The sequence below is a fragment of the Burkholderia sp. MSh2 genome (assembly GCF_000731655.1).
GTDB classification, from domain to species: domain Bacteria; phylum Pseudomonadota; class Gammaproteobacteria; order Burkholderiales; family Burkholderiaceae; genus Burkholderia; species Burkholderia paludis.
In genome coordinates this window covers 96591-120300 of sequence record NZ_JPGM01000027.1, presented here as the reverse complement: position 1 = coordinate 120300, position 23710 = coordinate 96591, and the positions used below count along the sequence as shown (strand labels likewise).

General features: G+C 68.4%; 21 protein-coding genes. 14 read left to right on the top strand and 7 right to left on the bottom strand.

The genetic code is table 11. The features are described 5' to 3' along the window. The first annotated feature begins 1 nt into the window (after position 1). The 6 genes from GQ57_RS18295 to GQ57_RS18270 all read left to right on the top strand — a co-directional run bounded on the left by GQ57_RS18295 (position 2) and on the right by GQ57_RS18270 (position 7831). Positions 2-646 carry a glutathione S-transferase family protein gene (locus GQ57_RS18295; RefSeq protein WP_031399072.1) on the top strand — a complete coding sequence of 215 codons (645 nt, stop codon included), beginning with the start codon at positions 2-4 and terminating at the stop codon, positions 644-646. Between the two features lie 51 nt (positions 647-697). Further along, positions 698-2758 (top strand): pyridoxamine 5'-phosphate oxidase family protein, encoded by a 2061-nt coding sequence (locus tag GQ57_RS18290; RefSeq protein WP_034198619.1) that lies wholly within the window; start codon positions 698-700, stop codon positions 2756-2758. A 123-nt stretch (positions 2759-2881) separates the two neighbouring features. Further along, a complete protein-coding gene (locus tag GQ57_RS18285; RefSeq protein WP_031399070.1) occupies positions 2882-3085 on the top strand; it encodes a DUF2970 domain-containing protein in 204 nt (67 codons plus the stop codon). 595 nt (positions 3086-3680) lie between these two features. Next, positions 3681-5912, top strand: a complete 2232-nt coding sequence (locus GQ57_RS18280) for a TonB-dependent siderophore receptor (RefSeq protein ID WP_034198618.1) — start codon at positions 3681-3683, stop codon at positions 5910-5912. Positions 5913-5971: 59 nt separating this feature from the next. Next, positions 5972-6604 carry a nicotinamide riboside transporter PnuC gene (pnuC, locus tag GQ57_RS18275; protein WP_031399068.1) on the top strand — a complete coding sequence of 211 codons (633 nt, stop codon included), beginning with the start codon at positions 5972-5974 and terminating at the stop codon, positions 6602-6604. Between the two features lie 36 nt (positions 6605-6640). Continuing rightward, on the top strand, positions 6641-7831 hold the full coding sequence (locus GQ57_RS18270; RefSeq protein WP_034198617.1) for a phosphotransferase enzyme family protein: 1191 nt from the start codon (positions 6641-6643) through the stop codon (positions 7829-7831). 163 nt (positions 7832-7994) lie between these two features. On the opposite strand, the gene GQ57_RS39610 is transcribed toward GQ57_RS18270, so the two are convergent. The 3 genes from GQ57_RS39610 to GQ57_RS43755 all read right to left on the bottom strand — a co-directional run bounded on the left by GQ57_RS39610 (position 7995) and on the right by GQ57_RS43755 (position 9176). Further along, entirely contained in the window at positions 7995-8444 is a 450-nt protein-coding gene (locus GQ57_RS39610) for an OmpA family protein (protein ID WP_081896688.1), read from the bottom strand. A 15-nt stretch (positions 8445-8459) separates the two neighbouring features. Next, positions 8460-8762: a M35 family metallo-endopeptidase gene (locus GQ57_RS43760; protein ID WP_268810879.1), complete on the bottom strand. Its 303-nt coding sequence runs from the start codon at positions 8760-8762 to the stop codon at positions 8460-8462. A 111-nt stretch (positions 8763-8873) separates the two neighbouring features. Beyond that, complete coding sequence (locus GQ57_RS43755) at positions 8874-9176, bottom strand: hypothetical protein (RefSeq protein WP_235215084.1); 303 nt, start codon at positions 9174-9176, stop codon at positions 8874-8876. A 479-nt stretch (positions 9177-9655) separates the two neighbouring features. On the opposite strand from GQ57_RS43755, the gene GQ57_RS18265 reads away from it, so the two are divergent. The 5 genes from GQ57_RS18265 to GQ57_RS18245 all read left to right on the top strand — a co-directional run bounded on the left by GQ57_RS18265 (position 9656) and on the right by GQ57_RS18245 (position 17993). After that, entirely contained in the window at positions 9656-10969 is a 1314-nt protein-coding gene (locus tag GQ57_RS18265; protein ID WP_034198616.1) for a TolC family protein, read from the top strand. A 34-nt stretch (positions 10970-11003) separates the two neighbouring features. After that, entirely contained in the window at positions 11004-12479 is a 1476-nt protein-coding gene (locus GQ57_RS18260) for an efflux RND transporter periplasmic adaptor subunit (protein WP_034198615.1), read from the top strand. 197 nt (positions 12480-12676) lie between these two features. Continuing rightward, complete coding sequence (locus GQ57_RS18255) at positions 12677-15889, top strand: efflux RND transporter permease subunit (RefSeq protein ID WP_034198614.1); 3213 nt, start codon at positions 12677-12679, stop codon at positions 15887-15889. Beyond that, on the top strand, positions 15889-16572 hold the full coding sequence (gene irlR / locus GQ57_RS18250) for a heavy metal response regulator transcription factor IrlR (protein ID WP_034198613.1): 684 nt from the start codon (positions 15889-15891) through the stop codon (positions 16570-16572). Before GQ57_RS18255 ends, irlR begins: the two co-directional genes overlap by 1 nt. Further along, complete coding sequence (locus GQ57_RS18245) at positions 16569-17993, top strand: heavy metal sensor histidine kinase (protein WP_034198612.1); 1425 nt, start codon at positions 16569-16571, stop codon at positions 17991-17993. Before irlR ends, GQ57_RS18245 begins: the two co-directional genes overlap by 4 nt. A gap of 82 nt (positions 17994-18075) precedes the next feature. Here the strand turns inward: GQ57_RS18245 and GQ57_RS18240 are convergent, their stop codons facing one another. Further along, on the bottom strand, positions 18076-18372 hold the full coding sequence (locus GQ57_RS18240) for a DUF4148 domain-containing protein (RefSeq protein ID WP_034198611.1): 297 nt from the start codon (positions 18370-18372) through the stop codon (positions 18076-18078). A 102-nt stretch (positions 18373-18474) separates the two neighbouring features. Here GQ57_RS18240 and GQ57_RS43750 point away from each other — a divergent pair, with 102 nt between their 5' ends. Beyond that, the gene (locus tag GQ57_RS43750; RefSeq protein WP_235215083.1) at positions 18475-18909 is read left to right on the top strand and encodes a hypothetical protein; all 435 of its coding nucleotides are present in this window, start codon (positions 18475-18477) and stop codon (positions 18907-18909) included. Between the two features lie 205 nt (positions 18910-19114). Here the strand turns inward: GQ57_RS43750 and GQ57_RS18230 are convergent, their stop codons facing one another. Then, entirely contained in the window at positions 19115-20275 is a 1161-nt protein-coding gene (locus tag GQ57_RS18230) for a porin (RefSeq protein WP_034198609.1), read from the bottom strand. A 317-nt stretch (positions 20276-20592) separates the two neighbouring features. Here GQ57_RS18230 and GQ57_RS18225 point away from each other — a divergent pair, with 317 nt between their 5' ends. Both GQ57_RS18225 and GQ57_RS18220 read left to right on the top strand, forming a co-directional pair. Beyond that, positions 20593-20868 (top strand): DUF4148 domain-containing protein, encoded by a 276-nt coding sequence (locus GQ57_RS18225; protein WP_031399058.1) that lies wholly within the window; start codon positions 20593-20595, stop codon positions 20866-20868. 66 nt (positions 20869-20934) lie between these two features. Beyond that, positions 20935-21438 carry a hypothetical protein gene (locus tag GQ57_RS18220; RefSeq protein ID WP_034198608.1) on the top strand — a complete coding sequence of 168 codons (504 nt, stop codon included), beginning with the start codon at positions 20935-20937 and terminating at the stop codon, positions 21436-21438. A 22-nt stretch (positions 21439-21460) separates the two neighbouring features. Here the strand turns inward: GQ57_RS18220 and GQ57_RS18215 are convergent, their stop codons facing one another. Together GQ57_RS18215 and GQ57_RS18210 are read right to left on the bottom strand one after the other, a co-directional pair. Beyond that, the gene (locus tag GQ57_RS18215) at positions 21461-22186 is read right to left on the bottom strand and encodes a ZIP family metal transporter (RefSeq protein ID WP_034198607.1); all 726 of its coding nucleotides are present in this window, start codon (positions 22184-22186) and stop codon (positions 21461-21463) included. Between the two features lie 174 nt (positions 22187-22360). After that, positions 22361-23656 (bottom strand): O-acetylhomoserine aminocarboxypropyltransferase/cysteine synthase family protein, encoded by a 1296-nt coding sequence (locus tag GQ57_RS18210; protein ID WP_034198606.1) that lies wholly within the window; start codon positions 23654-23656, stop codon positions 22361-22363. Between the last annotated feature and the right edge of the window lie 54 nt (positions 23657-23710).

Sequence of the window (23710 nt, the reverse complement as noted above, 5' to 3'; positions counted from 1 at the left end):
CATGCCCACCGCCCGCCAGCCCGTTGCACCGATCCGCGTCTATTCGTTCCTGCTGTCCGGGCATGCCCATCGCGTCCGGTTGTTCCTGTCGCTGCTCGGCCTGCCGTCCGAGATCGTCGACGTCGATCTCGCGGCCGGCGCGCAGCGCGAACCGGCGTTCCTCGCGCTCAATCCGCTCGGGCAGGTGCCCGTGATCGACGATGGCGGCACCGTGATCGCCGATTCGAACGCGATCCTCGTGTACCTCGCGAAGCGCTACGGCGACGCGCACTGGCTGCCCGACGACCCGGTCGGCGCGTCGCTCGTGCAGCGCTGGCTGTCGTACGCGGCCGGCCCGATCGCGGCGGGGCCCGCTGCCGCGCGGCTCGTGACCGTGTTCGGCGCGCCGCTCGACCAGGACGCGGCCAAGCGCACGGCCGCGAAGGTGCTCGCCGTGATCGATCACGAGCTGGCCGGCAAGCCGTTCGCGGCCGGTGCGCAGCCGACGATCGCGGACATCGCCGCGTACTCGTACATCGCGCACGCGCCGGAAGGCGGCGTGTCGCTCGAACCGTATCCGCACGTGCGTGCGTGGCTCGCGCGCGTCGAGGCGCTGCCGGGCTTCGTCGCAATGCCGACGACGCGCGCGGGCCTGCTCGCCGCGTAACGCCACGCCACACCGGGCCACGCCACGCCACGTCTTCCACGGGAGAACGCGATGAATGCTCCGACCCCCATCGTTCCGGGCTGGGAACTCGATGCCCCGCCGTTTCACGCGGGCGAGCTGGCCGTGCAGCAGCGCGCGGGCGTGACGGCGGCCGCGGCGTCGCTCGGCCGAAGCGGGATCCGGCGCTTCATGCCGGACCAGCACCGGACGTTCTTCGCGCAACTGCCGTTCTTCGTGCTCGGCGGCGTCGATGCGTCGGGCCAGCCGTGGGCGACGCTGCGGGCCGGCGCGCCGGGTTTCGTGACCTCGCCGGACGCCCGTACGCTGCGCATCGCGGCGCGCGCGCTGCCGGGCGATCCGCTGGCCGGCGCGTGGCAGGCGGGCGCGGCGCTCGGCGGGCTCGGAATCGAATTCCATACGCGGCGGCGCAACCGCGTCAACGGCGTCGTGCGCGCGGTCGACGGCGAGGCGTTGACGATCGCGGTCGAGCAGAGCTTCGGCAATTGCGCGAAGTACATCCAGGGCCGCAAGCCGACCGTCGTCGTGCAGGCAGTGGAGGACGCCGGCGCGCCGGAGGTGTCGGACGCGTTCGACGATGCCGATCGCGCGCTGCTGTCGCGGGCCGATACGTTCTTCGTGGCGAGCGCGAACACGTCGGCGGATGCGGGGGCCGCGCGCGGCGCGGACGTATCGCATCGCGGCGGGATGCCGGGCTTCGTCCGCGTCGACGATGCGCGCACGCTGACGACGCCGGATTTCAGCGGCAACCGCCTGTTCAACACGCTCGGCAACCTGCAGCACGATCCGCGCGCCGGGCTGCTGTTCGTCGATTTCGACAGCGGCGACCTGCTGTACGTGGCCGCGCGTGCCGAGATCGTGTGGGACGGGCCGCTCGTCGCGTCGTTCGACGGCGCGCAGCGGGTCGTGCGGTTCCATGTGACGGAAGTGCGGCGCACGCGCGCGGCGCTGCCGTTCCGGTGGTCGGCGGTCGAGCGCGCGCCGCAGTTCGCGGCGATGGCGGCGGGCGCTGGCGCTGGCGCGGGCGCTGCGTCGGCGGCGGCCGTGGCCGTGGCAGCGCCGGCGCCCGCATGGCGGCCGCTGCGCATCGCGAGGATCGTCGACGAAGCGCGCGCGATCCGTTCGTTCCATTTCGAGTCGGCGGACGGCGGGGCGTTGCCGGCCTACGACGCCGGACAGCATCTGACGCTGCGTGTCGCGCTGCCGGGCGGCGGCGCGCCGTCGATTCGCAGCTACACGCTGTCTGATGCGCCGGGCGGCGCGCACTACCGCATCACCGTGAAGCGCGAGGGGCGCGTGTCGGCGTGGCTGCACGATCATGCGCGGGCGGGCATGACGATCGACGCGCAGATGCCGCGCGGCCGCTTCACGTTCGATCTCGCGAGCCCGCGTCCGGCCGTGCTCGTGTCGGCCGGCATCGGCATCACGCCGATGGTCGCGATGCTGCGCCGCGCGCTGGCCGACGCCGCCCCGTCGCGCCGCGTGGTGTTCGTGCACGGCGCGCGTGACGCGGCCGACCGGCCGTTCGCGGCGGAGCTGGCGCGCATGGCGGCCGCCGATCCGCGGCTGTCGCTGCACGCGTTCGACAGTCATCCTCACGAAGGCGCGACGGCGCGGGCCGGCCGCATCGACATCGCCGGCTTGAAGCAGATCCTGCCGTTCGACGATTATGACTTCTACCTGTGCGGGCCGTCGGCGTTCATGCGCGACCTGTACGACGGGCTGCGCGCGCTGAACGTGGCGGACGAGCGCATCCGTTTCGAGGCGTTCGGGCCGTCGAGCGTCGTGCGCACCGCAACCCGGGCGGCCGGCGCGCCGGCGGCGGCAACCGTGCCGGTCGTGTTCCGGCGCACGGGCCGCGAAGCCGCGTGGGCGCCGGCCGACGGCACCCTGCTCGAATTCGCGGAAGGGCAGCGCGTGGCTGTGCCGTCCGAATGCCGCGCCGGGTCGTGCGGCACCTGCGCGACGCGCGTGCTGTCCGGCGCGGTCGACTACGAGCAGACGCCCGATGCGCCGGTCGCGCCCGGCTGCGCGCTGCTGTGCGTCGCGCGGCCCGCGCAAGGGACCACGGAGCCGCTCGTGCTCGACTGCTGACACGCCCTGCGACATGCCGCCGCAGACGCCCTGCTGCGCGAAAAGCGCGCGCAACTGCTGCTTTTTTCGGATGCCGGTCGGATCGACGATAGCGTCAACCGATTCGATGAAAGGAGCGCAAACATGAAACTGCTCGGCATGATCAAGCTGGTCCTGTGGAGTTTCTTCGGCGTACGCAACAGCAAGGCGCATGCGACCGATCTCGCGAACGCGAACTTCACGCTGCTGCCGTTCGTGGCGATCATCCTCGCGGTGATGGTCGGCGCGGTCATCTACGGCGTCGTGCACCTGGTCGCCAATCCGACCGTGACGATGCAGGGGTTCTGAGCGGCCCATGAAGCGCGGGCAGTCGTCCCGCGCCGGCTCCCGGCCGCGTGACCGGTGTGCGATTGCGCCGCCGGCTGCCGGGATTGCCGCGCACGACGGGAAGGGCGGACGGATCGCCGCCGCCGCCGTGTTGCCCTGATCGCCTTGCCCCCCGTTCCGTCATTCCCCACACCCGTTCCCCCAATTCCGCGGCGATCCGCCCCGCCCGGGGTAAAATGCGCGCCGCGCCGCGATGTCGCGCGCGACGGGCCCGCCGCCGTTCGATCGAACGGTGCGCGCAAGCGCGTCGCGCCCGCACCGGGGCGTTCGAAGCGTCCCCCCGCATGACATGACCGCGCGATGCAGCCGGCTGCCCGACACGCCCCCGACGAACCGGTCGGCGGCGACATCGGTTGCCGGTGCATTTCCTGATCCGATGTCCCATCCTGCGTCTTTCCGACCGAGCGGCCTGCTGGTGTGCCGCATCGCTTGATTCGTCTGATGAATATCGTGTCCGCGCGCGTCCGGCGGCGGGCGTCGATGCGTTCCCGGGCCCGCTGCGCTGCGTCGTGACGGGTTTCGGTTGGGTCGAGTGGCGAGTTTTCCATCCAGAACAATGACGGTGAAAAGAACAACAGCGTCGCCCGCACGGCGGCGGCGCGCGAAGGTCGGGCTCGGCGTCGGTCTCGGCATCACGCTGTTCGCGGCGCAGGCCGCGGCGGCGCAGGGCGACGCGCCGGCGCCGGACGCCGATGCGGCCGGCGGCGCGACGCTGCCGGCGATCACGGTGAGCGGCGAGCGCGGCAATGCGCTGCGCGCGCGCACGGCGTCGGTCGCGGGGCTCGACGACGCGCCGCTGCGCGACACGCCGGCGTCGGTGAGCGTCGTGACGCGCGCGCAGCTCGACGACCAGCAGGCGAAGCGGCTGAGCGACGTCGTGCGCAACGATGCGTCGGTGGTCAACGACTACGCGCCGGTCGGGTATTTCGAAGGGTTCGCGATCCGCGGCTTTCCGGTCGATCTCGCGAGCGCGATCCGGATCGACGGGCTGACGGTGTCCGGCGAGCAGAACGTGGCGCTCGAGAACAAGGAGCGCGTCGAGATCCTGAAAGGGCTGGCCGGCATCGACAGCGGCGTCGTCGCGCCGGGCGGCGTGATCAACTTCGTGACGAAGCGCTCCGCCAACGTCGCGAGCGTGACGACCGGCGTCGACAGCCGCGGCTCGACGTCGGCGGCCGTCGATCTCGGCCGCCGCTTCGGCCCTGACAACCAGTTCGGCTTCCGGATCAATGCCGCGAAGGAGAACATGCACTCGTACATCGACGGCACGAACGGACGGCGCACGTTCGGCTCGATCGCCGCCGACTGGGACATCAGCCCGCGCGCGAGCCTGCAGCTGAACGCCGAATTCCAGCAGTGGATCCAGCGTTCCGCGCCGGGTTACCAGTTGCTCGGCGGCACCGTCGTGCCGTCGGTCAACACGACGTCGAAGGCGCTCGGCACGCAGCCGTGGGCGAAACCCGTGACGACCGACGCGCTGAACCTGAATGCGCGCTTCGACTACCAGTTCAGCGACGACTGGAAGGCGAGCGTCGCCGCCGGCCGCAGCCGCACGATGATCGACGACAACAGCGCGTTCGCGTACGGCTGCTCGTACGCGGCGAGCTGCGCGGCCGGCGCGACGTCGCCGTTCTTCTTCGGCGCGAACGGCGACTACGACGTGTACGACTTCCGCAGCCCCGGCGAATACCGACGCAACGACGACCTGCGCGCGACCGTGACGGGCAAGTTCGCGACCGGGCCGCTGCGTCACGAGCTGACGCTCGGCCTGAGCGTGCAGCGCCGCGTCGTGCGCATGGCCGACGCCGTGTACGACTACGTGGGCAGCGAGAACGTCTACGGGCCGGACGTGGCTTTCTCGCCGTCGCCGAATTCGCCCGGGCCGTCGTACCCGCGTCTCGACGCGTGGCAGTACGGCGTGTTCGGGCTCGATCGCATCAGCATCGGCGAACACTGGCAGGTGCTCGCGGGCGGCAAGGAGGTGCTGCTGCGGCAGCGCAGCTGGAGCAGCCTCGACGGCGATGCGACGCACACCGACCGCTCGGTGTTCCTGCCGCAGGTCGCGCTCGTCTACAAGCCGGTGAGCGTGCTGTCGCTGTACGCGTCGTACAGCAAGGCGCTGTCGCTCGGCGACCAGGCGCCCGTGCGCGCGACCAACGCGTATGCGTTCCTGCCGCCCGTCGAATCGCACCAGGTCGAGGTCGGCGCGAAATACGACTGGCTCGACCGGCTGAGCCTCACGGCCGCCGTGTTCTCGATCAGCAAGCCGTTCCAGTTCGCCGATCCGGACGCGGCGGGCACGTCCTACACGTTCGTGCAGCGCGGCACGCAGCGGCACCAGGGCATCGAGCTCGGCGCGGCCGGGCGCGTGACCGAGCGGCTGGGGCTGACGGCCAGCGTCGCGGCGATTCGCGCCCGTGCGTACGATTCGGGTTCGCCGGCGTACGAGGGGCACCAGATCATCAACGTGCCGGCGCTGCGCGCGACGCTGTACGCGGACTACGCGGTGCCGGGCGTCGCGGGCCTGAACATGCTGGGCGGCGTCGAGTACAGCGCGGCGCGCAACGCGAACGAGGAGGGCACCGCGCGCGTGCCGTCGTGGTTCGTGTTCAATCTCGGCGCGCGCTACACGACGAAGATCGGCGGCCACCGCACGGTGCTGCGCGTGTCGGTGGACAATCTGTTCAACAAGTTCTACTGGCGCGACGCGGGCGAGCAGCAGGGCGATGCGTACCTGTTCCCGGGTGCGCCGCGCACCGCGCGCGTGTCGTTGACCTATGATTTCTGACCGCCCGGAGCCGGCCGCGTGACGCGCGGCCCCGACGGCCCACCTGGAGAACACGGACGATGTCCCCACTCGAAATCGCCGGCGTGATCGTCAGCGCACTCGCGATCTGGCTGACCGCGAAGCGGCGCATGCTGTGCTGGCCGGTCGGGCTGGCGTCGGTCGCGCTGTACGGCTGGATCTTCTTCGACGCGAAGCTGTATTCGGACATGCTGCTGCAGGGCGCGTTCGCGGTGCTGCAGGTGTACGGCTGGCAGCGCTGGCTCGCGCAGCGCGCGAGCGAGGCCGGCGGCGGCGCGGCGCCGGCGGGCGACGTCGCGCCCGTCACCGGCGTGCGGCCGCGGCAGATGTTGCCCGACCTGATCGCGGCCGTCGTCGGCAGCGCGCTGCTCGGCGGCATGATGGCGCGCTGGACCGATGCGGCGCTGCCGTTCGTCGATGCGTCGCTGACCGCGTTCAGCCTCGTCGCGCAATACTGGACCGCACGGCGCTACATCGCGTCATGGGGGCTGTGGATCGTCGTGAACGTCGTGTACGTCGGGATGTTCGTGTTCAAGGAACTGTATCTGACGGCCGGACTCTATGCGCTGTTCATCGGGCTGGCCGTCGTCGGCTGGCGCGACTGGAGCCGGACGGCCGCGGCGCTGCGCGCGGCGGCCGGCGGCGCGCTGGCGCCGGGCGGCGGCGCACGCTGATTCGCGCGCCGATTCACTCAAGGAGCAACGTCGTTCATGTCATTTCCACTCGAGCCGGACGGGCCCCTGTCGCGCGACGTCGCGCCGCCGCAATTCGGCGTCGACGGCGTGCAGGCCGAACGCGACTGGCCGCTGATGACGCACGACGAGGTGGCGGCCGTGCTCGCGCGGATCGACGGCGCGGGTGAGCCGGCCCGGCTGACGTGGCACAGCCCGCGGCAGTTCGCGGCGGCCGTGCTGGTGCGGATGGCCGACGGGCGCGGGCTGTTCGTCAAGCGTCATCATGCGAGCCTGCGCGATGTCGCGGGGCTCGGGGAAGAGCATCGCTTCATCGCGCATCTGCGCGAGCGCGGCATGCCGGTGGTTGACGTGCTCGCGGATCGCGACGGCGCGACCGCATTCGCCTCCGGCGAATGGACCTACGAGGTGCACGTGCTGGCGCCCGGCGTCGACCCGTATCGCGGCGTGATGTCGTGGCAGCCGTTCACGCATCCGTCGCACGCGTACGCGGCCGGCCGCGCGCTGGCCGAACTGCATCGCGCGTCGGCCGGCTACGATGCGCCGGCGCGGCCCGTGCGCACGCTGCTGTCGAGTTTTCGCGTGCTGTCGTCCGCCGATCTGCCCGGTGCGCTCGAACGCTGGGTCGATGCGCAGCCGCTGCTCGTGCGCGCGCTCGGCGCGCGCGACTGGCGCGGCGACGTGGCCGACGCGATCGGCCCGTATCACGCGCGGCTCGTGCCGTTGCTGCCCGCGCTGCCGCCGCTGTGGACGCACGGCGACTGGCATGCGTCGAACCTGTTGTGGACCGACGCGGGGCCCGGCGCGCAGGTGCGGACCGTGCTCGATTTCGGGCTGTCGGATCGCACCTGCGCGGTGATGGACCTCGCGCTCGCGATCGAGCGCAATACCGTCGACTGGATGGCGCCGGCCGATGCGCGCCGCGTCGAATACGCACAGATCGACGCGCTGCTCGACGGGTATGAATCGCTCGAACCGCTGGGTGACGAAGCGTATGCGGCGCTGGTTGCGATGCTGCCGATCGTGCATACGGAGTTCGCGCTGTCGGAAGTGGCTTATTTCGGCTGCATCATCGATGCGCCGGCGATCGTCGATGTCGCGTACGACGGTTACATGATCGGTCACGCGCGCTGGTTCGGCGAACGTGACGGGCGGCAGCTGCTCGACTGGCTCGTGCGGCGCCGGCGCGCGAAGCAAGGGGTCGTTTGATTCTTGAGAATACCCTGGCAGCTTCACCGGTTAGGAGATTGATATGTTGCTCGAATCGTCATCGAAATCTTACCTGGATAGATTCGATTGGCTGTCGCACGCGAGTGCCGGAAGCGCTGAGTTCACCGCAAACGCAGCGGCGATAAATAAGCCAACTCTCATGTCAATGGTCAGTACAGCAGTTGTCGAGACAGCCGGGACTCACCTGCACGGTGACTTCACGGGTTGCGGACGTTGATTCGGCCGCGCTGCTGATCGGATAAATTTGCGTTTTCATCTGAAATGGTGCGTTTATCAAACCATCGTCTATGATGGCCTTTGTCACTTCGGAAGCACGTTTTGTCGCGAGTTGGGTAGGAGTGGTTTCATTTTTGGATGCGCTGCCAATTATGTAGATCCAGTTCTGAATCGGGTGCTTGGAATTGATTTCTGACACCCATCGTCCAATTCGTATTTTCTCGGATTCGGTGATCTCGTGACTGTTGGGTGAAAATGGAACGAACAGTTGTCGTGATGGAAGATTTTGTGATGCTTGGCATTCCGCAGTAGCGTCTGCGGGAAAAATTAATAATCCTGAAATCGCGGTGATGAGTGTTGTGATAAGAATCATCATGTTGATTTAGGCTCCTTAATCTGCAAATAAGCTTTCGCCGTAGATCACGAATCCGGTGAGTGTATCCGCATTTCTCAATGCCAGGTCAGGATTGGCCCTTGCCCATGCGGCTGCTGTGGGGTCAATTCCGTAACGAGGGTCGCCGCTGCCGAAGGTGTCAATGAAATGTGTTACTTCGTGAATGAGCGTTGACAGCCGGGAATCCCCGAACATATTCTGGTCGCGCAAGCCAGTGCAGAATTTCATGGCGATACTTATAAGTTTCCGCTCTGTATTAGGTCCGCAAACGTGAGCGGCCTCGTTATCGATGTCACTCATATTCGGGACGCAGCCTAACATTCGGTCGAGGTTCGGATCGGTTCGGACGAAGTTGTGTGGTGTTAGCGTCTTCAGTACGGAGAGATGTCGTGAGAAGCCGTTGATAAGATATCACCGTGTATTCTCGTCGCATCGATTGAACCAATAAGTCATTCTATTCTTGACGGTCTCGTCATACCGATTCAGGTCGGCAATCCGTCGTTCGACAAGAATGATGGACCATTTAAGTAGCCGCGCTACCATGATTCTGAATTCTTTATTGGTCATGCTGGGGCAAATTGGCGTTGTGTTGATGTAAACGTCAACCGTTGAGCCCGGATTTGTGTTGGTGACTGCTCCAGAGTGAACGAGAAACCAACCTTTGTCTTCGTCGGCATCAAAATTGTATCGATTGTTGTCGGAAAAATTATTCATGGCTTCAAGGTTCCGTCGTGTCGATTTTCAAGAGTTTTGTTGCATCAGTAACGAAGCTGCGTGTTTTCAAGGTGCTGTCAGTGTTGCAGATGAGGATATGTGCGGTATCCGTTACGCTTCAATAGTCATGGAACGGAATGGTTAAGTTTGTGTTTTCGGAACATCGAACAATCGTCTTTTAAAGTGGACGTGTCCATAGAACTAGTTCGAAATTTTGGAATACAAAGCGACTTTCTATGATTTTTACGTTGCCGAATTGAATGATCGAAAGTTAAGCGATCGTTCTGGCGAACTTTGACGGCTTCGTTGGGGCGCACGCGAACGCTTGGACGACGCGTACAGATGGTCATCTGGGCAGATATGGACGCTGGTCCGGCGAGTACAACATGCCGAAGATGACGGAAATATCATCTTCGCCTCATGTTCACACTGCGGCCGGACCGTAGCATCGGTCGCGAACCGTTACCGCAGAACCGAACATGCTCAAGCTCAACCTCGCCGTGGCCGTCGTCTTCGCGATGGCCGCGACGGCTCATGCGCAGCCGTCGCTGTCGCCGGGGCCGGCTCCCGCTGCCTCCGGCAGCACCGGGCCGATCGGCGCACCGCCACCCGACGCGCTCTCTTCCACCTCGTTGACGCTTTCCGATGCGCTCTCGGTCGCGGCCCGGAACAATCCGGCGCTGCGTGGCGCGCGCGCCGACATCGATGCGTCGGCCGGCGCGCTGATGCAGGCCGGCGCGCGCCCCAATCCCGAAGTGTCGTTCCTGCAGGAAGGCTTTCGTCGCGCGGAGCGCACGTCGACGGTGCTGCTCAACCAGACGATCGAGCTGGGCGGCAAGCGCGGCGCGCGGCTCGACGTCGCGTCGTACGGACGGCAATCCGCCGATGCATCGCTCGATGAGCAGGGCGCGGCCGTGCGCGCCGACGTGATCGCCGCGTTCTACGGCCTGCTCGCCGCGCAGCGGCAACTCCAGGTGACCGAGGAATCGGCGGCGATCGCCGCGCGCTCGGCGGATCTCGCCGGGCGGCGCGCGCAGGCCGGCAAGGTGTCGCCGGTCGAGGCGACCAAGGCGCAGGTGGCCGCGGCGGCCGTGCAGATCGAAGTCGCGACGGCGCGCGGCCGCGTCGACGTCGCCCGCGAGAAACTGAACGCGGTGATGGGCGGCGCGCGCGCCGACCGGCGCGATGCGGCCGGCGATCTCGAAGTCGTGCCGCCGGTCGAACCGCTGTCCGCGCTGACCGCGCAGCTCGACGACGCGCCGCTCACGCGCATCGCACGCGCCGAGATGCTGCGCGCGAACGCGACCGTGTCGCTCGAACGCGCGCGGCGCATTCCGGACGTGACGATCAGCGCGGGGGCAAAACGCGTGACCACGGGCGGCGTGCCGGACAACCAGGCGGTGGTCGGCGTGTCGATCCCGATTCCGCTGTTCAACACGAACAAGGGTGCGCTGCTCGAAGCGACGCACAAGGCCGAGCGCGCGAACGCGAATCTCGATCGCGAACGCGCGCGGCTGCGGCTCGAACTGACGCAGGCGTATGCGAATTTCGAGGCGGCCGCGCAGGAGGCGCGGCGCCTGAAGACCGACATCCTGCCCGGCGCGCGCCTCGCGCTCGATGCGATGTCGCGCGGCTACGAACTCGGGAAGTTCAGCTTCCTCGACGTGCTCGACGCGCAGCGCACGCTGTTCCAGGGCCAGTCGCAATACGTGCGCGCGCTCGCCGATGCCCACACGGCGCGTGCCGACATCGGCCGGCTCGTCGGTACGCCGCTCGCATCGCTCGTGCAATAGCGCAACAGGCGCCTCCATTACCTGAAGGATCATCATGTCACGCAGCAGAATCCTGATCATCGCGGCGGTCGTACTCGGCAGTGCCGGGATCGTCCTCGGCGCACTCGGCGTCACGCGCAACGGCGGCGGCAACGGCACGTCCGCGTCGGCGGCGGCCGAAGCCGCTTCATCCGCCGAAGCCGCCGGCGAGCGCGGCGGTGTCGTGCTCCGGCGCGGCAAACTGTCCGTCGAAATCGTGATGACGGAGAAGCCCGGCGATGCGCGCCTCATCGTCTATCCGTTCGTCGACGGCAAGCCGGCCGACAAGGGCGTCACGGTGTCCGGCACGCTGGTTCGCTACGACAGCACGCACGAGCCCTTGCGTTTCGATGCGGCCGGCCAGAAGTTCGTGTCCGCGCAGTCGATTGCCAAGCCGCACGTGTTCGATGTGACGATCGACGTCAAGGCGGGCAAGGAAGCCGCATCGTTCCCGTTCGCACGCGCCGACGGCGCGCTCGCGTTGACCGACGCGCAACTGGCAACCTCGAGGATCGCGCTCGCGAAGGCCGGCCCCGCGCAGATCGCGACGCCGTTCCAGCTGCCGGGCGAGATCAGGTTCAACGAGGACCGCACCGCGCACGTGGTGCCCCGCGTGGCGGGCATCGTCGAGCAGGTGTCGGTGTCGCTCGGACAGAACGTCGCGAAGGGGCAGGAACTGGCCGTGATCGCGAGCACCGACGTCGCCGACCGGCGCAGCGAGCTGCTGACGGCCGAGCGCCGGCTGTCGGGCGCGCGGGCCACCTACGAACGCGAACGCACGCTGTGGCAGGAGCGCATCTCCGCCGAGCAGGACTACCAGCAGGCGCAGGTGCAGTTGCGCGAAGCCGAGATCGCGGTGCAGAACGCGCGGCAGAAACTGGCCGCGCTGAACGCGCCGGCCGGCGGAGGGGCGCTGAACCGTTACGTGCTGCGCGCGCCGTTCGCGGGCACGATCGTCGAGAAGCATGCGACGCCCGGCGAGGCGATCGCCGCCGATGCGAGTATGTTCGTGATCTCCGACCTGTCGACCGTGTGGGCCGAAATGGCGGTGCCCGCGCAGCGGCTGAACGACGTGCGCGTCGGCCGCGACGCGACCGTGATCGCGACCGCGTTCGAATCGCGCTCGAGCGGCCCGATCGCGTACGTGGGTTCGCTGCTCGGCGAACAGACGCGCACCGCGCCGGCGCGCGTCGTGCTGCCGAACCCGGAAGGCGTGTGGCGGCCGGGGATGTTCGTGAACGTGTCGGTCGACGCGGGCAGGCAGCGCGTGCCGCTCGCGGTCGCGAGCGACGCGTTGCAGGACGTCGACGGCGCGCCGTCGGTGTTCGTGCGCGCGCGGCAAGGGTTCGTCGCGCAGGCCGTCGAAACGGGGCGGCGCGACGAACGCGCGACCGAGGTGCTGAAGGGGCTCAAGCCCGGCCAGGAATACGCGGCGTCGAACAGCTTCGTGCTGAAGGCCGAACTCGGCAAGGGGAGCGCGGAACATGAATGACCGGGGCATGTACGCGGCGCCGCAAAGGGCGGCGGGAATCCACGCCCGATTCGCGCGCCGATTCGCACCTCGACTCGCAGCCCGATTCTCGGCCAGATTCTCGGCCCGATTCGCAACCCGCTTTCCCGCTCGCCGCGCGAGCGGCCGGGCGGCCCGCCCGGTGCGGGCGGCCGTTCTCCGCTTCAAGGAATCCCGTCATGTTTGAGCGCCTGATCCGCTTTGCGATTGCGCATCGCTGGCTCGTGATGCTGGCGATCGCGGCCGTGGCCGCGCTGGGCGTGTTCAGCTACCAGAAGCTGCCGATCGACGCGGTGCCCGACATCACGAACGTGCAGGTCCAGATCAACACGTCCGCGCCCGGCTACTCGCCGCTCGAGGCCGAGCAGCGCATCACCTATCCGGTCGAAACCGTGATGGCCGGCCTGCCGGGCCTCGAGCAGACGCGCTCGATCTCGCGCTACGGGCTGTCGCAGGTCACCGTGATCTTCAAGGACGGCACCAACATCTACTTCGCGCGGCAGCTCGTCAACGAGCGCATCCAGGAGGCGAAGGACAAGCTGCCGCCCGGTATCGCGCCCGCGATGGGGCCGACGTCGACGGGCCTCGGCGAGATCTACCTGTGGACCGTCGAGGCCGACGCGGCCGCGCGCAAGCCGGACGGCACGCGGTATACGGCCGCCGACCTGCGCGAACTGCAGGACTGGGTCGTCCGGCCGCAGTTGAGGAACGTGCGCGGCGTGACCGAGGTGAACTCGATCGGCGGCTACGTGAAGGAATACCGCGTCGCGCCGAATCCGGCGAAGCTGATGTCGTACGGGCTGACGCTCGCCGATGTCGTGCGCGCGCTGGAGCGCAACAACGACAACGTCGGCGCCGGCTACATCGAGAAGCGCGGCGAGCAGTATCTCGTGCGCGTGCCGGGCCAGGCGCGCACCGTCGACGACATCGCGAACATCGTGCTGACCAACGTCGGCGGCGTGCCGGTGCGGATGAAGGACGTCGGGCTGGTCGACATCGGCCGCGAACTGCGCACCGGCGCGGCGACGTCGAACGGCGAGGAGGTCGTGCTCGGCACCGTATTCATGCTGATGGGCGAGAACAGCCGGACGGTCTCGAAGGCCGTCGCCGCGAAGATGGCGGACGTGAACCGCACGCTGCCGGCCGGCGTGAAGGCGATCCCCGTGTACGACCGCACCGTGCTCGTCGAGAAGGCCGTCGCCACGGTGAAGAAGAACCTGCTGGAAGGCGCGATCCTGGTGATCGCGGTGCTGTTTCTGTTCCTCGGCAACATCCGGGCGGCGCTGATCACCGCGCTGGTGATTCCGCTGTCGATGCTGATGACCTTCACCGGCATGGTCAACGCGAAGGTGAGCGCGAACCTGATGAGCCTCGGCGCGCTCGACTTCGGGATCATCGTCGACGGCGCGGTGGTGATCGTCGAGAACTGCGTGAGGCGGCTCGCGCATGCGCAGGCCGCCGCCGGCCGGCCGCTGACGCGCGACGAGCGCTTCGCGGAGGTGTTCGGCGCGTCGCAGGAAGCGCGCCGCGCGCTGATCTTCGGGCAACTGATCATCATGGTCGTGTACCTGCCGATCTTTGCGCTGACCGGCGTCGAAGGCAAGATGTTCCACCCGATGGCGATAACCGTCGTGATGGCGCTCGCCGCCGCGATGGTGCTGACCGTCACGTTCATTCCGGCGGCCGTCGCGCTGTTCATCGGCGAGCGCGTCGAGGAGAAGGAAAACCGGCTGATGGGCTGGGCGCGGCGCGCGTACGAACCGGTGCTCGCCGCGTTCATGACGCGCCCCGCGCGCGTGATGATCGGCGCGGGTGCGATCGTGCTGGTCACGCTCGGTCTCGCCACGCGGCTCGGCAGCGAGTTCATTCCGAGCCTGAACGAAGGCGATCTGGCCGTCTCCGCGCTGCGGATTCCCGGCACGAGCCTGTCGCAATCGGTCGAGATGCAGAAGTCGATCGAGAAGACGCTGAAGGCGCGCTTCCCCGAGATCGAGCGCGTGTTCGCGCGCACCGGCACCGCCGAGATCGCGGCCGATCCGATGCCGCCGAACCTGTCGGACGGCTACATCATGCTGAAGCCGGCGGACCGGTGGCCCGACCCGAAGAAGCCGCGCGAGCGGCTCGTGCGCGAGATCGAGGCGGCGCTGGCGGAACTGCCGGGCAACGCATACGAATTCTCGCAGCCGATCCAGCTGCGCTTCAACGAGCTGATCTCGGGCGTGCGCAGCGACGTCGCGGTGAAGATCTTCGGCGACGACATGGCCGTGCTGAACCAGACCGGCGAGCAGATCGCGGCCGCGCTGCAGAAGGTGCCGGGCGCGTCGGAGGTGAAGGTCGAGCAGACCACGGGCCTGCCCGTGCTGACCGTCAATCTCGATCGCGACAAGCTCGCGCGCTACGGTGTGAGCGTTGCCGATCTGCAGGACTCGGTGGCAGCGGCCGTCGGCGGGCAGAAGGCCGGCACGCTGTTCCAGGGCGACCGCCGGTTCGACATCGTCGTGCGTCTGCCCGACGAGCTGCGCTCGGACATCGAGGCGATCAAGCGGCTGCCGATCGCGCTGCCCCCATCAGCTGCGGGCGCCGGCGCACCGCTCGCGGCGGCGCCCTACGTGCCGCTCGCCGAACTGGCGACGATCGACGTCGCGCCGGGGCCGAACCAGATCAGCCGCGAGGACGGCAAGCGGCGGGTCGTCGTCAGCGCGAACGTGCGCGGCCGCGACGTCGGCTCGTTCGTCGCCGATGCGCGCGAGCAGTTGCAGCAGGACGTGCGCGTGCCGGCCGGCTACTGGGTGTCGTGGGGCGGGCAGTTCGAGCAGTTGCAGAGCGCCAGCGAGCGCCTGAAGCTCGTCGTGCCGCTCGCGCTGTTCATGGTGTTCGTGCTGCTGTTCGTGATGTTCAACAACGTGAAGGACGGGCTGCTCGTGTTCACCGGCATTCCGTTCGCGCTGAGCGGCGGCGTCGTGTCGCTGTGGCTGCGCGGGATTCCGCTGTCGATCACGGCGGCGGTCGGCTTCATCGCGCTGTCCGGCGTCGCCGTGCTCAACGGCCTCGTGATGATCTCGTTCATCCGCAACCTGCGCGACGAAGGGGTGCCGCTCGACGCCGCCGTGCGAGAGGGCGCGCTCACGCGGCTGCGGCCCGTGCTGATGACCGCGCTCGTTGCATCGCTCGGGTTCCTGCCGATGGCGTTCGCGACCGGCACCGGCGCGGAGGTGCAGCGCCCGCTCGCGACCGTCGTGATCGGCGGTATCCTGTCGTCCACGGCGCTGACGCTGCTGGTGCTGCCCGTGCTGTACCTGGCGAGCCAGGCGGTGTCGTGGCGCGCCGCGTTGCGCGGCGGTTTCGGCGCGGGCGTGCTGCGCCGGCTGGGTTTTTTCAAGGGTCGAGCGTGATGCGAATTCTGATTGTCGAGGATGAACCGAAGACGGGCGCGTATCTGCGCAAGGGCCTGACCGAGGCCGGCTATGTCGTCGACTGGGTCGAGGACGGTATCACGGGCCAGCACCAGGCCGAGACCGAGGAGTACGACCTGCTCGTGCTCGACGTGATGCTGCCGGGGCAGGACGGCTGGACGCTGCTGCAGAACCTGCGGCGCAGCAAGTCGACGCCGGTGCTGTTCCTGACCGCGCGCGACGACGTCGGCGATCGCGTGAAGGGGCTCGAGCTCGGCGCCGACGATTATCTCGCCAAGCCGTTCGATTTCGTCGAGCTGACCGCGCGCATCAAGTCGATCCTGCGGCGCGGCCAGCCGCGCGACGCGAACACGCTGCGCGTGGCCGACCTCGAACTCGACCTGACGCGCCGCAAGGCCACGCGGCAGGGCGACACGATCCTGCTCACCGCGAAGGAGTTCGCGCTGCTGTGGCTGCTGATGCGCCGCGAAGGCGAGATCCTGCCGCGCGCGACGATCGCGTCGCAGGTATGGGACATGAATTTCAACAGCGACACGAACGTCGTCGATTCGGCGATCCGGCGCCTGCGCTCGAAGATCGACGACGCGTACGACCCGAAGCTGATCCACACCGTGCGCGGGATGGGCTACGTGCTCGAGGCGCGCGGCGCCGCCGCGGCATGATCGCGCGCCTGCTGCCGCGCACGCTGCGCGGACGCCTGACCGCGCTGATCATCCTGTCGACGTCGGCGATACTCGCGTCGAGCGGCGTCGCGCTCTACGAGGCGCTGGGCAATCGCGTCGCGACGACGGCGGCCGAGCAGATGGCCGGCACGTCTGCCGCGTTGGGCGCGCACTTGGCCGAAGCGCGCACGACGGCCGACGTCGCGCGCAACCGCGACCTCTGGATCGACCAGTTGCACGGCCATCCGAACATGGATCTCGCGATCTTCGATGCGGCGGGCACGCGCCTCGTCGGCACGCCCGGTTTCCGCCCGTACGCGCCGCTGCTGTCGCTGGATGCCGGGCGCGTGCCGGTCGGCGTCGCGCCGCCCGGCGCGCCGCACCGCTATCTGGTGACGACCGTGCCGCTTGCCGGCGCGGGGGCGGGTGCGGTGCGCGTCGCGGTGCAGTACGACGGCAGCGCCGACGTGCAGCTGCTGCGCACGCATGCGTACACGATCGTCGTGATCGAGGTGTTCGGCGTGGTGCTGGCGGCCGCGTTCGCATACGGCATCGCGGCGCTCGGACTGAGCCCGCTGCGGCGGTTCGCGGCGCGCGCCGAGCAGATGTCGACGAGCCGGCTTGCGCATCCGCTGCCGGCGCTCGATACGTCCGGCGAACTGAAGGAGCTGGAACACGCGTTCAACGGGATGCTCGAGCGGCTGAACGAATCGTTCACGCGGCTGAGCCAGTTCTCGTCGAATCTCGCGCACGACATGCGCACGCCGCTGACGAACCTGCAGGCGGCCGCGCAGGTCGTGCTGTCGCAGCCGCGCAGCGCGGACGAATACCGGAACGTGATCGAGTCGAGCATCGACGAGTACCAGCGGCTGTCGCGCATGATCGAGGACATGCTGTTTCTCGCGCGTTCGGAACAGGCCGGCGCGTCGATCGGCTTGCGGCGCCTGGATGCGGCGGAGGAGGCGGGGCGCGTCGCGGGCTATTACGAGCCGCTCGCGGAGGATGCGGGCGTGACGGTGAAGGTGGACGGCCATGCGTGGGTCGATGCGGACCTGACGCTGTACCAGCGCGCACTGAGCAACCTGCTGTCGAACGCGCTTGCCTACGCGCCGCGCGGCAGCGTCGTGACGATCGACTGCGTGGAGCAGGGCGGCGCGACGACGATCGCCGTGTCGGATACCGGGCCCGGCATCGCCGCGGAGCATGTCGGGCGGATCTTCGAGCGCTTCTATCGCGTCGATCCGTCACGGCACAATTCGGCGTCCGGCACGGGGCTCGGCCTCGCGATCGTCCGGTCGATCATGGACAATCACGGCGGCGAATGCGGCGTCGACAGCGAACCGGGCCGGCGCACGACGTTCTGGCTGCGCTTCCCGCGATTGCCGGCCGAGCCGGCGCGGCCGGCCGCCACCCCCGTCTGACAGCGCGGGCGGGACCGGCCGCGCAATCGCCGCGGGGCGGCGGCGCGCGGCAGGTCGCCCGCGATCGTGCGAGCGGGCAGCATCAACGCGTCGCCAGGTTGTCGTGGTTGTCGGTCTGCGGCTTCTTCTCGCCGCCATGCACCGAGATCCCGTGCAGTTCCTTGTTGCGTGCGACGACCTCGCCGCTCGGCGGGTACTGCGTCTTGCTGATCGGCACGACGCCGTCGTGCTGCGCCTGCTTCAGTTCGTTGACGACCTGCGTGCGGGTCTTGCCTTGCGTTTGGGTTTGCGTCTGCGTTTGCGCGAACGCGGCCGGGGTGGCCATGCCGAGCGACAGCGCGGCGGTGACGAACAGGGTGGCGAGTTGTGCGGTTTTCATCGAGTGCTCTCCTAGATCAGGGCCGCCGGGTGGCGATCCATGGACCCAGTATGCGAAAGCGGCCGTGCGTGATCGTGATCCGCAGATGAGAAATACGTCAGATTGAGCGACGCGGGGCGCCGCCGTCGGCGCCCGATCGCCATGACTGAATCGTCATGTTCGCGTCATGGGCGCGATGCGCGTGCGGCGGAACATGAAGTCTGCCGATGGCCGAGTGGGCCGGCGGCATTCGCGCCGTTCGCGACAGCAGCATGGAACGCGGGCGGCCTCGTTCAGACTTTCCTTCCGGACCGAAAAGTGCATCGTCCCGCCCTTCGCCTCGCCTTGATCGCAGTCCTGATCGTTCCGCTGTTCGCGGGCTGCGCATCGACACGTTCCGGCACCGCTTCGACCGCGCCGGTCGCCGCGCGCAAGCCGCCGCCGGCCGACCTCATGCCCGGCGAACAGATCGATTACGCCGGGCATCGCTGCGGCAACCCGAACCTGTACGTGAAAACGCACAATTGCCTGTTCCCGAAGCGCAACCTCGCACCCTGATCGTCGGGCCTGCCGCCGCAAAAAAAACGGCCCGGCACGCGACGTGTCCGGGCCCAATGCGGATCGTGCCGTGCGGCAGCGGCCCGCTTGCGTGGTCGGCAACGGGCGTTGCCCGTGACGGTTCCGATCGTAGCGGCGCGACGCGTCGCGAACCTGATCGGGACATGAGATTTCCGTCACCCGCGCGCCCGGTCGGCCGGTGCGATCAGAACCGGTGGCGCAACCCGAGATTGACGATGCCCTGCGTGCGCGCGCCGCCATAGCCGTACGAGCCGATCGACGCCTGCGCGGCCTGCGTGCCGCCGTCGGGCGTGCGCTGTTCGCCGTTCGCGCGCTGCCATGCGCCGACCGCATAGAGATCGGTGCGCTTCGACAGCACGTAGTCGGCGCCGGCGGACACCTGATGGTAGGCTGCGCCCGTGTCGCCGCTGGCGCGCGTGTAGCTGTAGCCGGCGCCGGCGAGCAGGCGGGGGCTGGCCTGATAGTTGAAGAAGCCGCGCACCGTGTCGTATTTCTGCGTGCCGCGAAACGCGGACATCGCGTCGGCCTTGTACAGCGCGTTGCTGTAGTCGACGCCGACCGCGAACGGCGCGAAGCTGTAGCGCAATGCGCCGCGAGCGATGCCGATCGATTTCGCGGAGAGATAGCCGCCGTTGACCAGCGAGCCGTCGAACGTGCCGTCGGAGGTGCCGCTCCAGCCGGTGCGGATGCCGTTCGCGAGCGTCGCGTGATTGGCCGCATGGTAGTAGCCGCCCGCCATGTCGAGCGGGCCGTTGCCGTAGGACAGGCCGGCCGACCAGGTTTGCCCGGCGCCGCTCTTGCCGGCCACGCCGCCGAGCGCAACCATGCCGACGAACCGGAAGCCGCCGATCGCGGGCGACGTGTATTTCACCGCGTTGTCGGTGCGCGACGACGTGTCGTAGTTGTCGACGTCGCCGGGTGTCGCGTAGACGCTGCCGAAGTAGAAGTCGCCGGTCACCGGCCAGACGAGATCCGCGAGCGGGTCGTACTGGCGGCCGAACGTCAGGGTGCCCCAGCGCGTGCTGTCGAGGCCGACGAAGGCCTGCCGGCCGAACATCCGGTTGCCTTGGCCGAGCGCGCCGGTGTTCGGGTTGAAGCCGTTTTCGAGCGTGAAGATCGCCTTCAGCCCGCCGCCGAGATCCTCCGAGCCCGTCACCCCGAAGCGGTTGCCGAGCAGGTTGCCGTTGCCGAGGCCGACGAGGTTCCCGCCGTCCGCGCCGGCGTTCCACACGTACGTCAGCGACGTATCGAACAGGCCGTAGAGGGAGACTTCCGCTGCATGCGCAGCCTGGGCGGTCGCGAGCAGCGCACCCGACATCATGGCAAGCCGAACTGGAGTTTTCATGGTGTGTCCCTGGAGATCAAGATGAGCGTTTCGTGCATCGGTCGACGCCGGCGCCGCGCGTCATGCGGGGCGGACTGGAAATGTCGCGATCGCGCTGGCGATTCTGGGAAGCGTTCGGATCGTGAAGGTGAGGGACAAATGAGGAAAATGTCATCACCGCGTCATGGAGGATGCATCGCGCGACGAATCTGATTAGCAGTGCGACACAAGCGGTTCGGAGTCGGTGACGAAACCGTCATGGCGCGATCACGATGCCGCACCGCCGACGGATCAAAGTGAAGGCTCCTGTCACGGATTTCCAGCAAGGAGCGAACAACATGAATCTATCGCGACCGATGATCGCCGCATCCCTGGCCGCCCTGTCGATTGCGGCCGTCTCGCAGGCGCTGGCCGCGCAGCCGAAAACGCGCCAGGAGGTGCGTCAGGAACTGGTGCGCGCACGGCACGACGGCGTGATCCCGAGCCCCAATCACGACTATCCGGCGAGTCCGGCCACCGTCGCGCGCAATCAGGACATCCACCGCGCGACGGTGCATCGCGGCGAGCGGGCGCCGGTGGTCGACGCGCACGACAACCGCTTCGCGGCTCGTTGACCGTTCATTCGCGGCCGGCCGGCACGATGCGCGGCGGCCGCCTTCATCCGTGGAAAGGAGCGTGTCATGCGCAAGGTGGCGAAAGGAATCGTGCTGGCCGCGTGCCTGCTGTCGACGGCCGCGCTGGCGGCCGGCTGGCCCGAACGGGCGCTGTCGCATGCGCCGGTGCACGACGGGGGGCGCCGCGCGAACGAGCGGATGCGCTGCGAGTTCGCGACCGTGCCGGCCGGCCAGTGGACTGCGACGTTCACGCGCGGGCAATGCGCGGTCGACGACGGCCGGCTGACGTTCGTGCCGGCCGAGGCGGGCGGCGGGTCAGGCGCTTCGTCGCAGCGGATTCCGCTCGGCGACGTCCGTACCGCGTCGCATCAGTCGCGCAAGCTGAAGGAGCAACTGCAACTGACGATGCGCGACGAGGTGATCGCGCTGAACATGCTGACCGACGACGGCAGCCGCAAGTCGCGCGAGCATGCGATCGACCTGTGGGCCGCGCTGCGCGACGCGGGCGTGACGCCCGTCAACGGCGCGCGCATCGTCGACACGTATCCGGCGGGTGCGACGACGTGGTAGCCGATGCGTCGCCGCGCGCGGCCTATCCGGCCTTCACCGATCCTTCGATCAGGAAGAACACGATGAAGCCGATGAAGAACGCGGCCGTCGCGAACGGCGTTTCGGGTACCTCGTGCGCTTCGACCAGCAGTTCCTCGGTCACGAGGTACAGCAGCGCGACGGTGCCGAGCCCGAGCAGCGCGGCGTAAAGATTGGCCGGCAGGCCGGCAAACGCCGCGTTGCCGGCAACGGCCGCGATGCCCAGCAGCGCCGCGAGCCCGACCGGCACGACGATCGACAGCACGCGGCCGATGCCGGCCGCCGCGAGCGCGGCGCTGACCGACAGCGCGAGGAACAGCACTTCGAGCGTCAGCGCGACGGTGAGGATGATGCCGCTTTCGTCGCTCGCGGAAAACGCGATGCCGAGCACGAGGCCGTCGACCACGAGGTCGATCGCGGTGACGACGATCAGGCTCACGGGCAGCCGCGCGGCTTCGAAGCGCGTTTCGATCGCGCCCGACAGCGCGCGGATCGCGAGCATCAGCGCGATGCCGAGCACGAAGCCGACGACGACCGGAAACAGCGCATGCGCGCGGTCCTGCGGCAGCAATTCGAGCGCCGCGGCCGCGAACACGATGCCGCCGGTGAAGTGCTGGATGACGCTCGACGTGTTCGGGCCGGGTGCGCGCCACGCGGCCGCGAGGGCGCCGAAACAGGCCGCCAGCACGGGCGGTAACGTCAGCAGCGCAAGCTTGGCGGTCGGTGTCATGAGGCCTCTCGAACGGTCGGCATGCCGCGCCGGGCCCGGCGTTGCGCCGTCCGGCCGCATGATACGGGGCACACGCGCCGGGCGGGGCCCCGGCGCTCCCCCGGGATTGAACACCCTGAAGCCGCTTCAAGGTCAAGCCGTTCGATGCGGGGCGCGCCGGCGCGCCCGTTGCGCTCAGAGCTGCGCGAGCGCCTGGTCGAGATCGGCGAGCAGGTCGTCGATATGCTCGATGCCGATCGACAGCCGCACCGTTTCCTCCTTCACGCCGGCCTTCGCGAGTTCGGCCGGCGAGAGCTGGCGGTGGGTTGTCGAGGCCGGGTGCGTCGCGAGCGACTTGGTATCGCCGATGTTGACGAGCCGCGTGAACAACTGCAGCGCGTCCTGGAACTTCGCGCCGCCGTCGCGGCCGCCCTTCACGCCGAACGTCAGGATGCCCGGCGCGCGGCCCGACAGGTAGCGTGCGACGAGCGGGTGGTCGGGGTGATCGGGCAGGCCCGCGTAGTTCACCCATTCGACGTGCTCGTGGCGCGCGAGATGCTGCGCGATCTTCAGCGCGTTGTCGCTGATCCGTTCGACGCGCAGCGCGAGCGTCTCGATGCCCTGCAGGATCTGGAATGCGTTGAACGGCGAGATCGCCGCGCCCATGTTGCGCAGGGGCACTACGCGCGCGCGGCCGATATAGGCGGCCGGCCCGAACGCCTCGGTGTAGACGACGCCGTGATAGCTGACGTCCGGCTCGTTCAGCCGCTTGAAGCGGTCGGCATGCTCGGCCCACGGGAACTTGCCCGAATCGACGATGGCGCCGCCGAGGCTCGTGCCGTGCCCGCCGAGATATTTCGTCAGCGAGTGCACGACGATGTCCGCGCCGTGCTCGAACGGGCGCAGCAGGTACGGGGACGGCACCGTGTTGTCGACGATCAGCGGAATCCCGTGGCGATGCGCGACTTCGGCGAGCGCGGCGATGTCGGTGACGTTGCCGAGCGGGTTGCCGACCGATTCCGCGAAGATCGCCTTCGTGCGCGCGTCGATCAGCGGCTCGAACGACGCGGGGTCGCGCGGATCGGCGAAGCGCGTCGTGATCCCGTATTGCGGCAGCGTGTGCGCGAACAGGTTGTAGGTGCCGCCGTACAGCGAACTCGCGGACACGATGTTGTCACCGGCCTCGGCGATCGTCTGGATCGCGTAGGTGACGGCCGATTGCCCCGATGCGAGCGCGAGCGCGCCGATACCGCCCTCGAGCGCGGCGATCCGCTTTTCGAGCACGTCCGTCGTCGGGTTCATGATGCGCGTGTAGATGTTGCCCTGGACCTTCAGGTCGAACAGGTCGGCGCCGTGCTGCGTGTCGTCGAATGCGTACGCAACGGTCTGGTAGATCGGTACGGCGACCGCGCGCGTGGTCGGGTCGGGACGATAACCGCCGTGCACGGCGATGGTTTCGAGACGCCAGTTCGAAGAGGCCTGATCGGTCATGGGTGCTCCGTCTGTTGTTGTGATGGTCGAGCGATTATAGAAGCACGCGCGCTG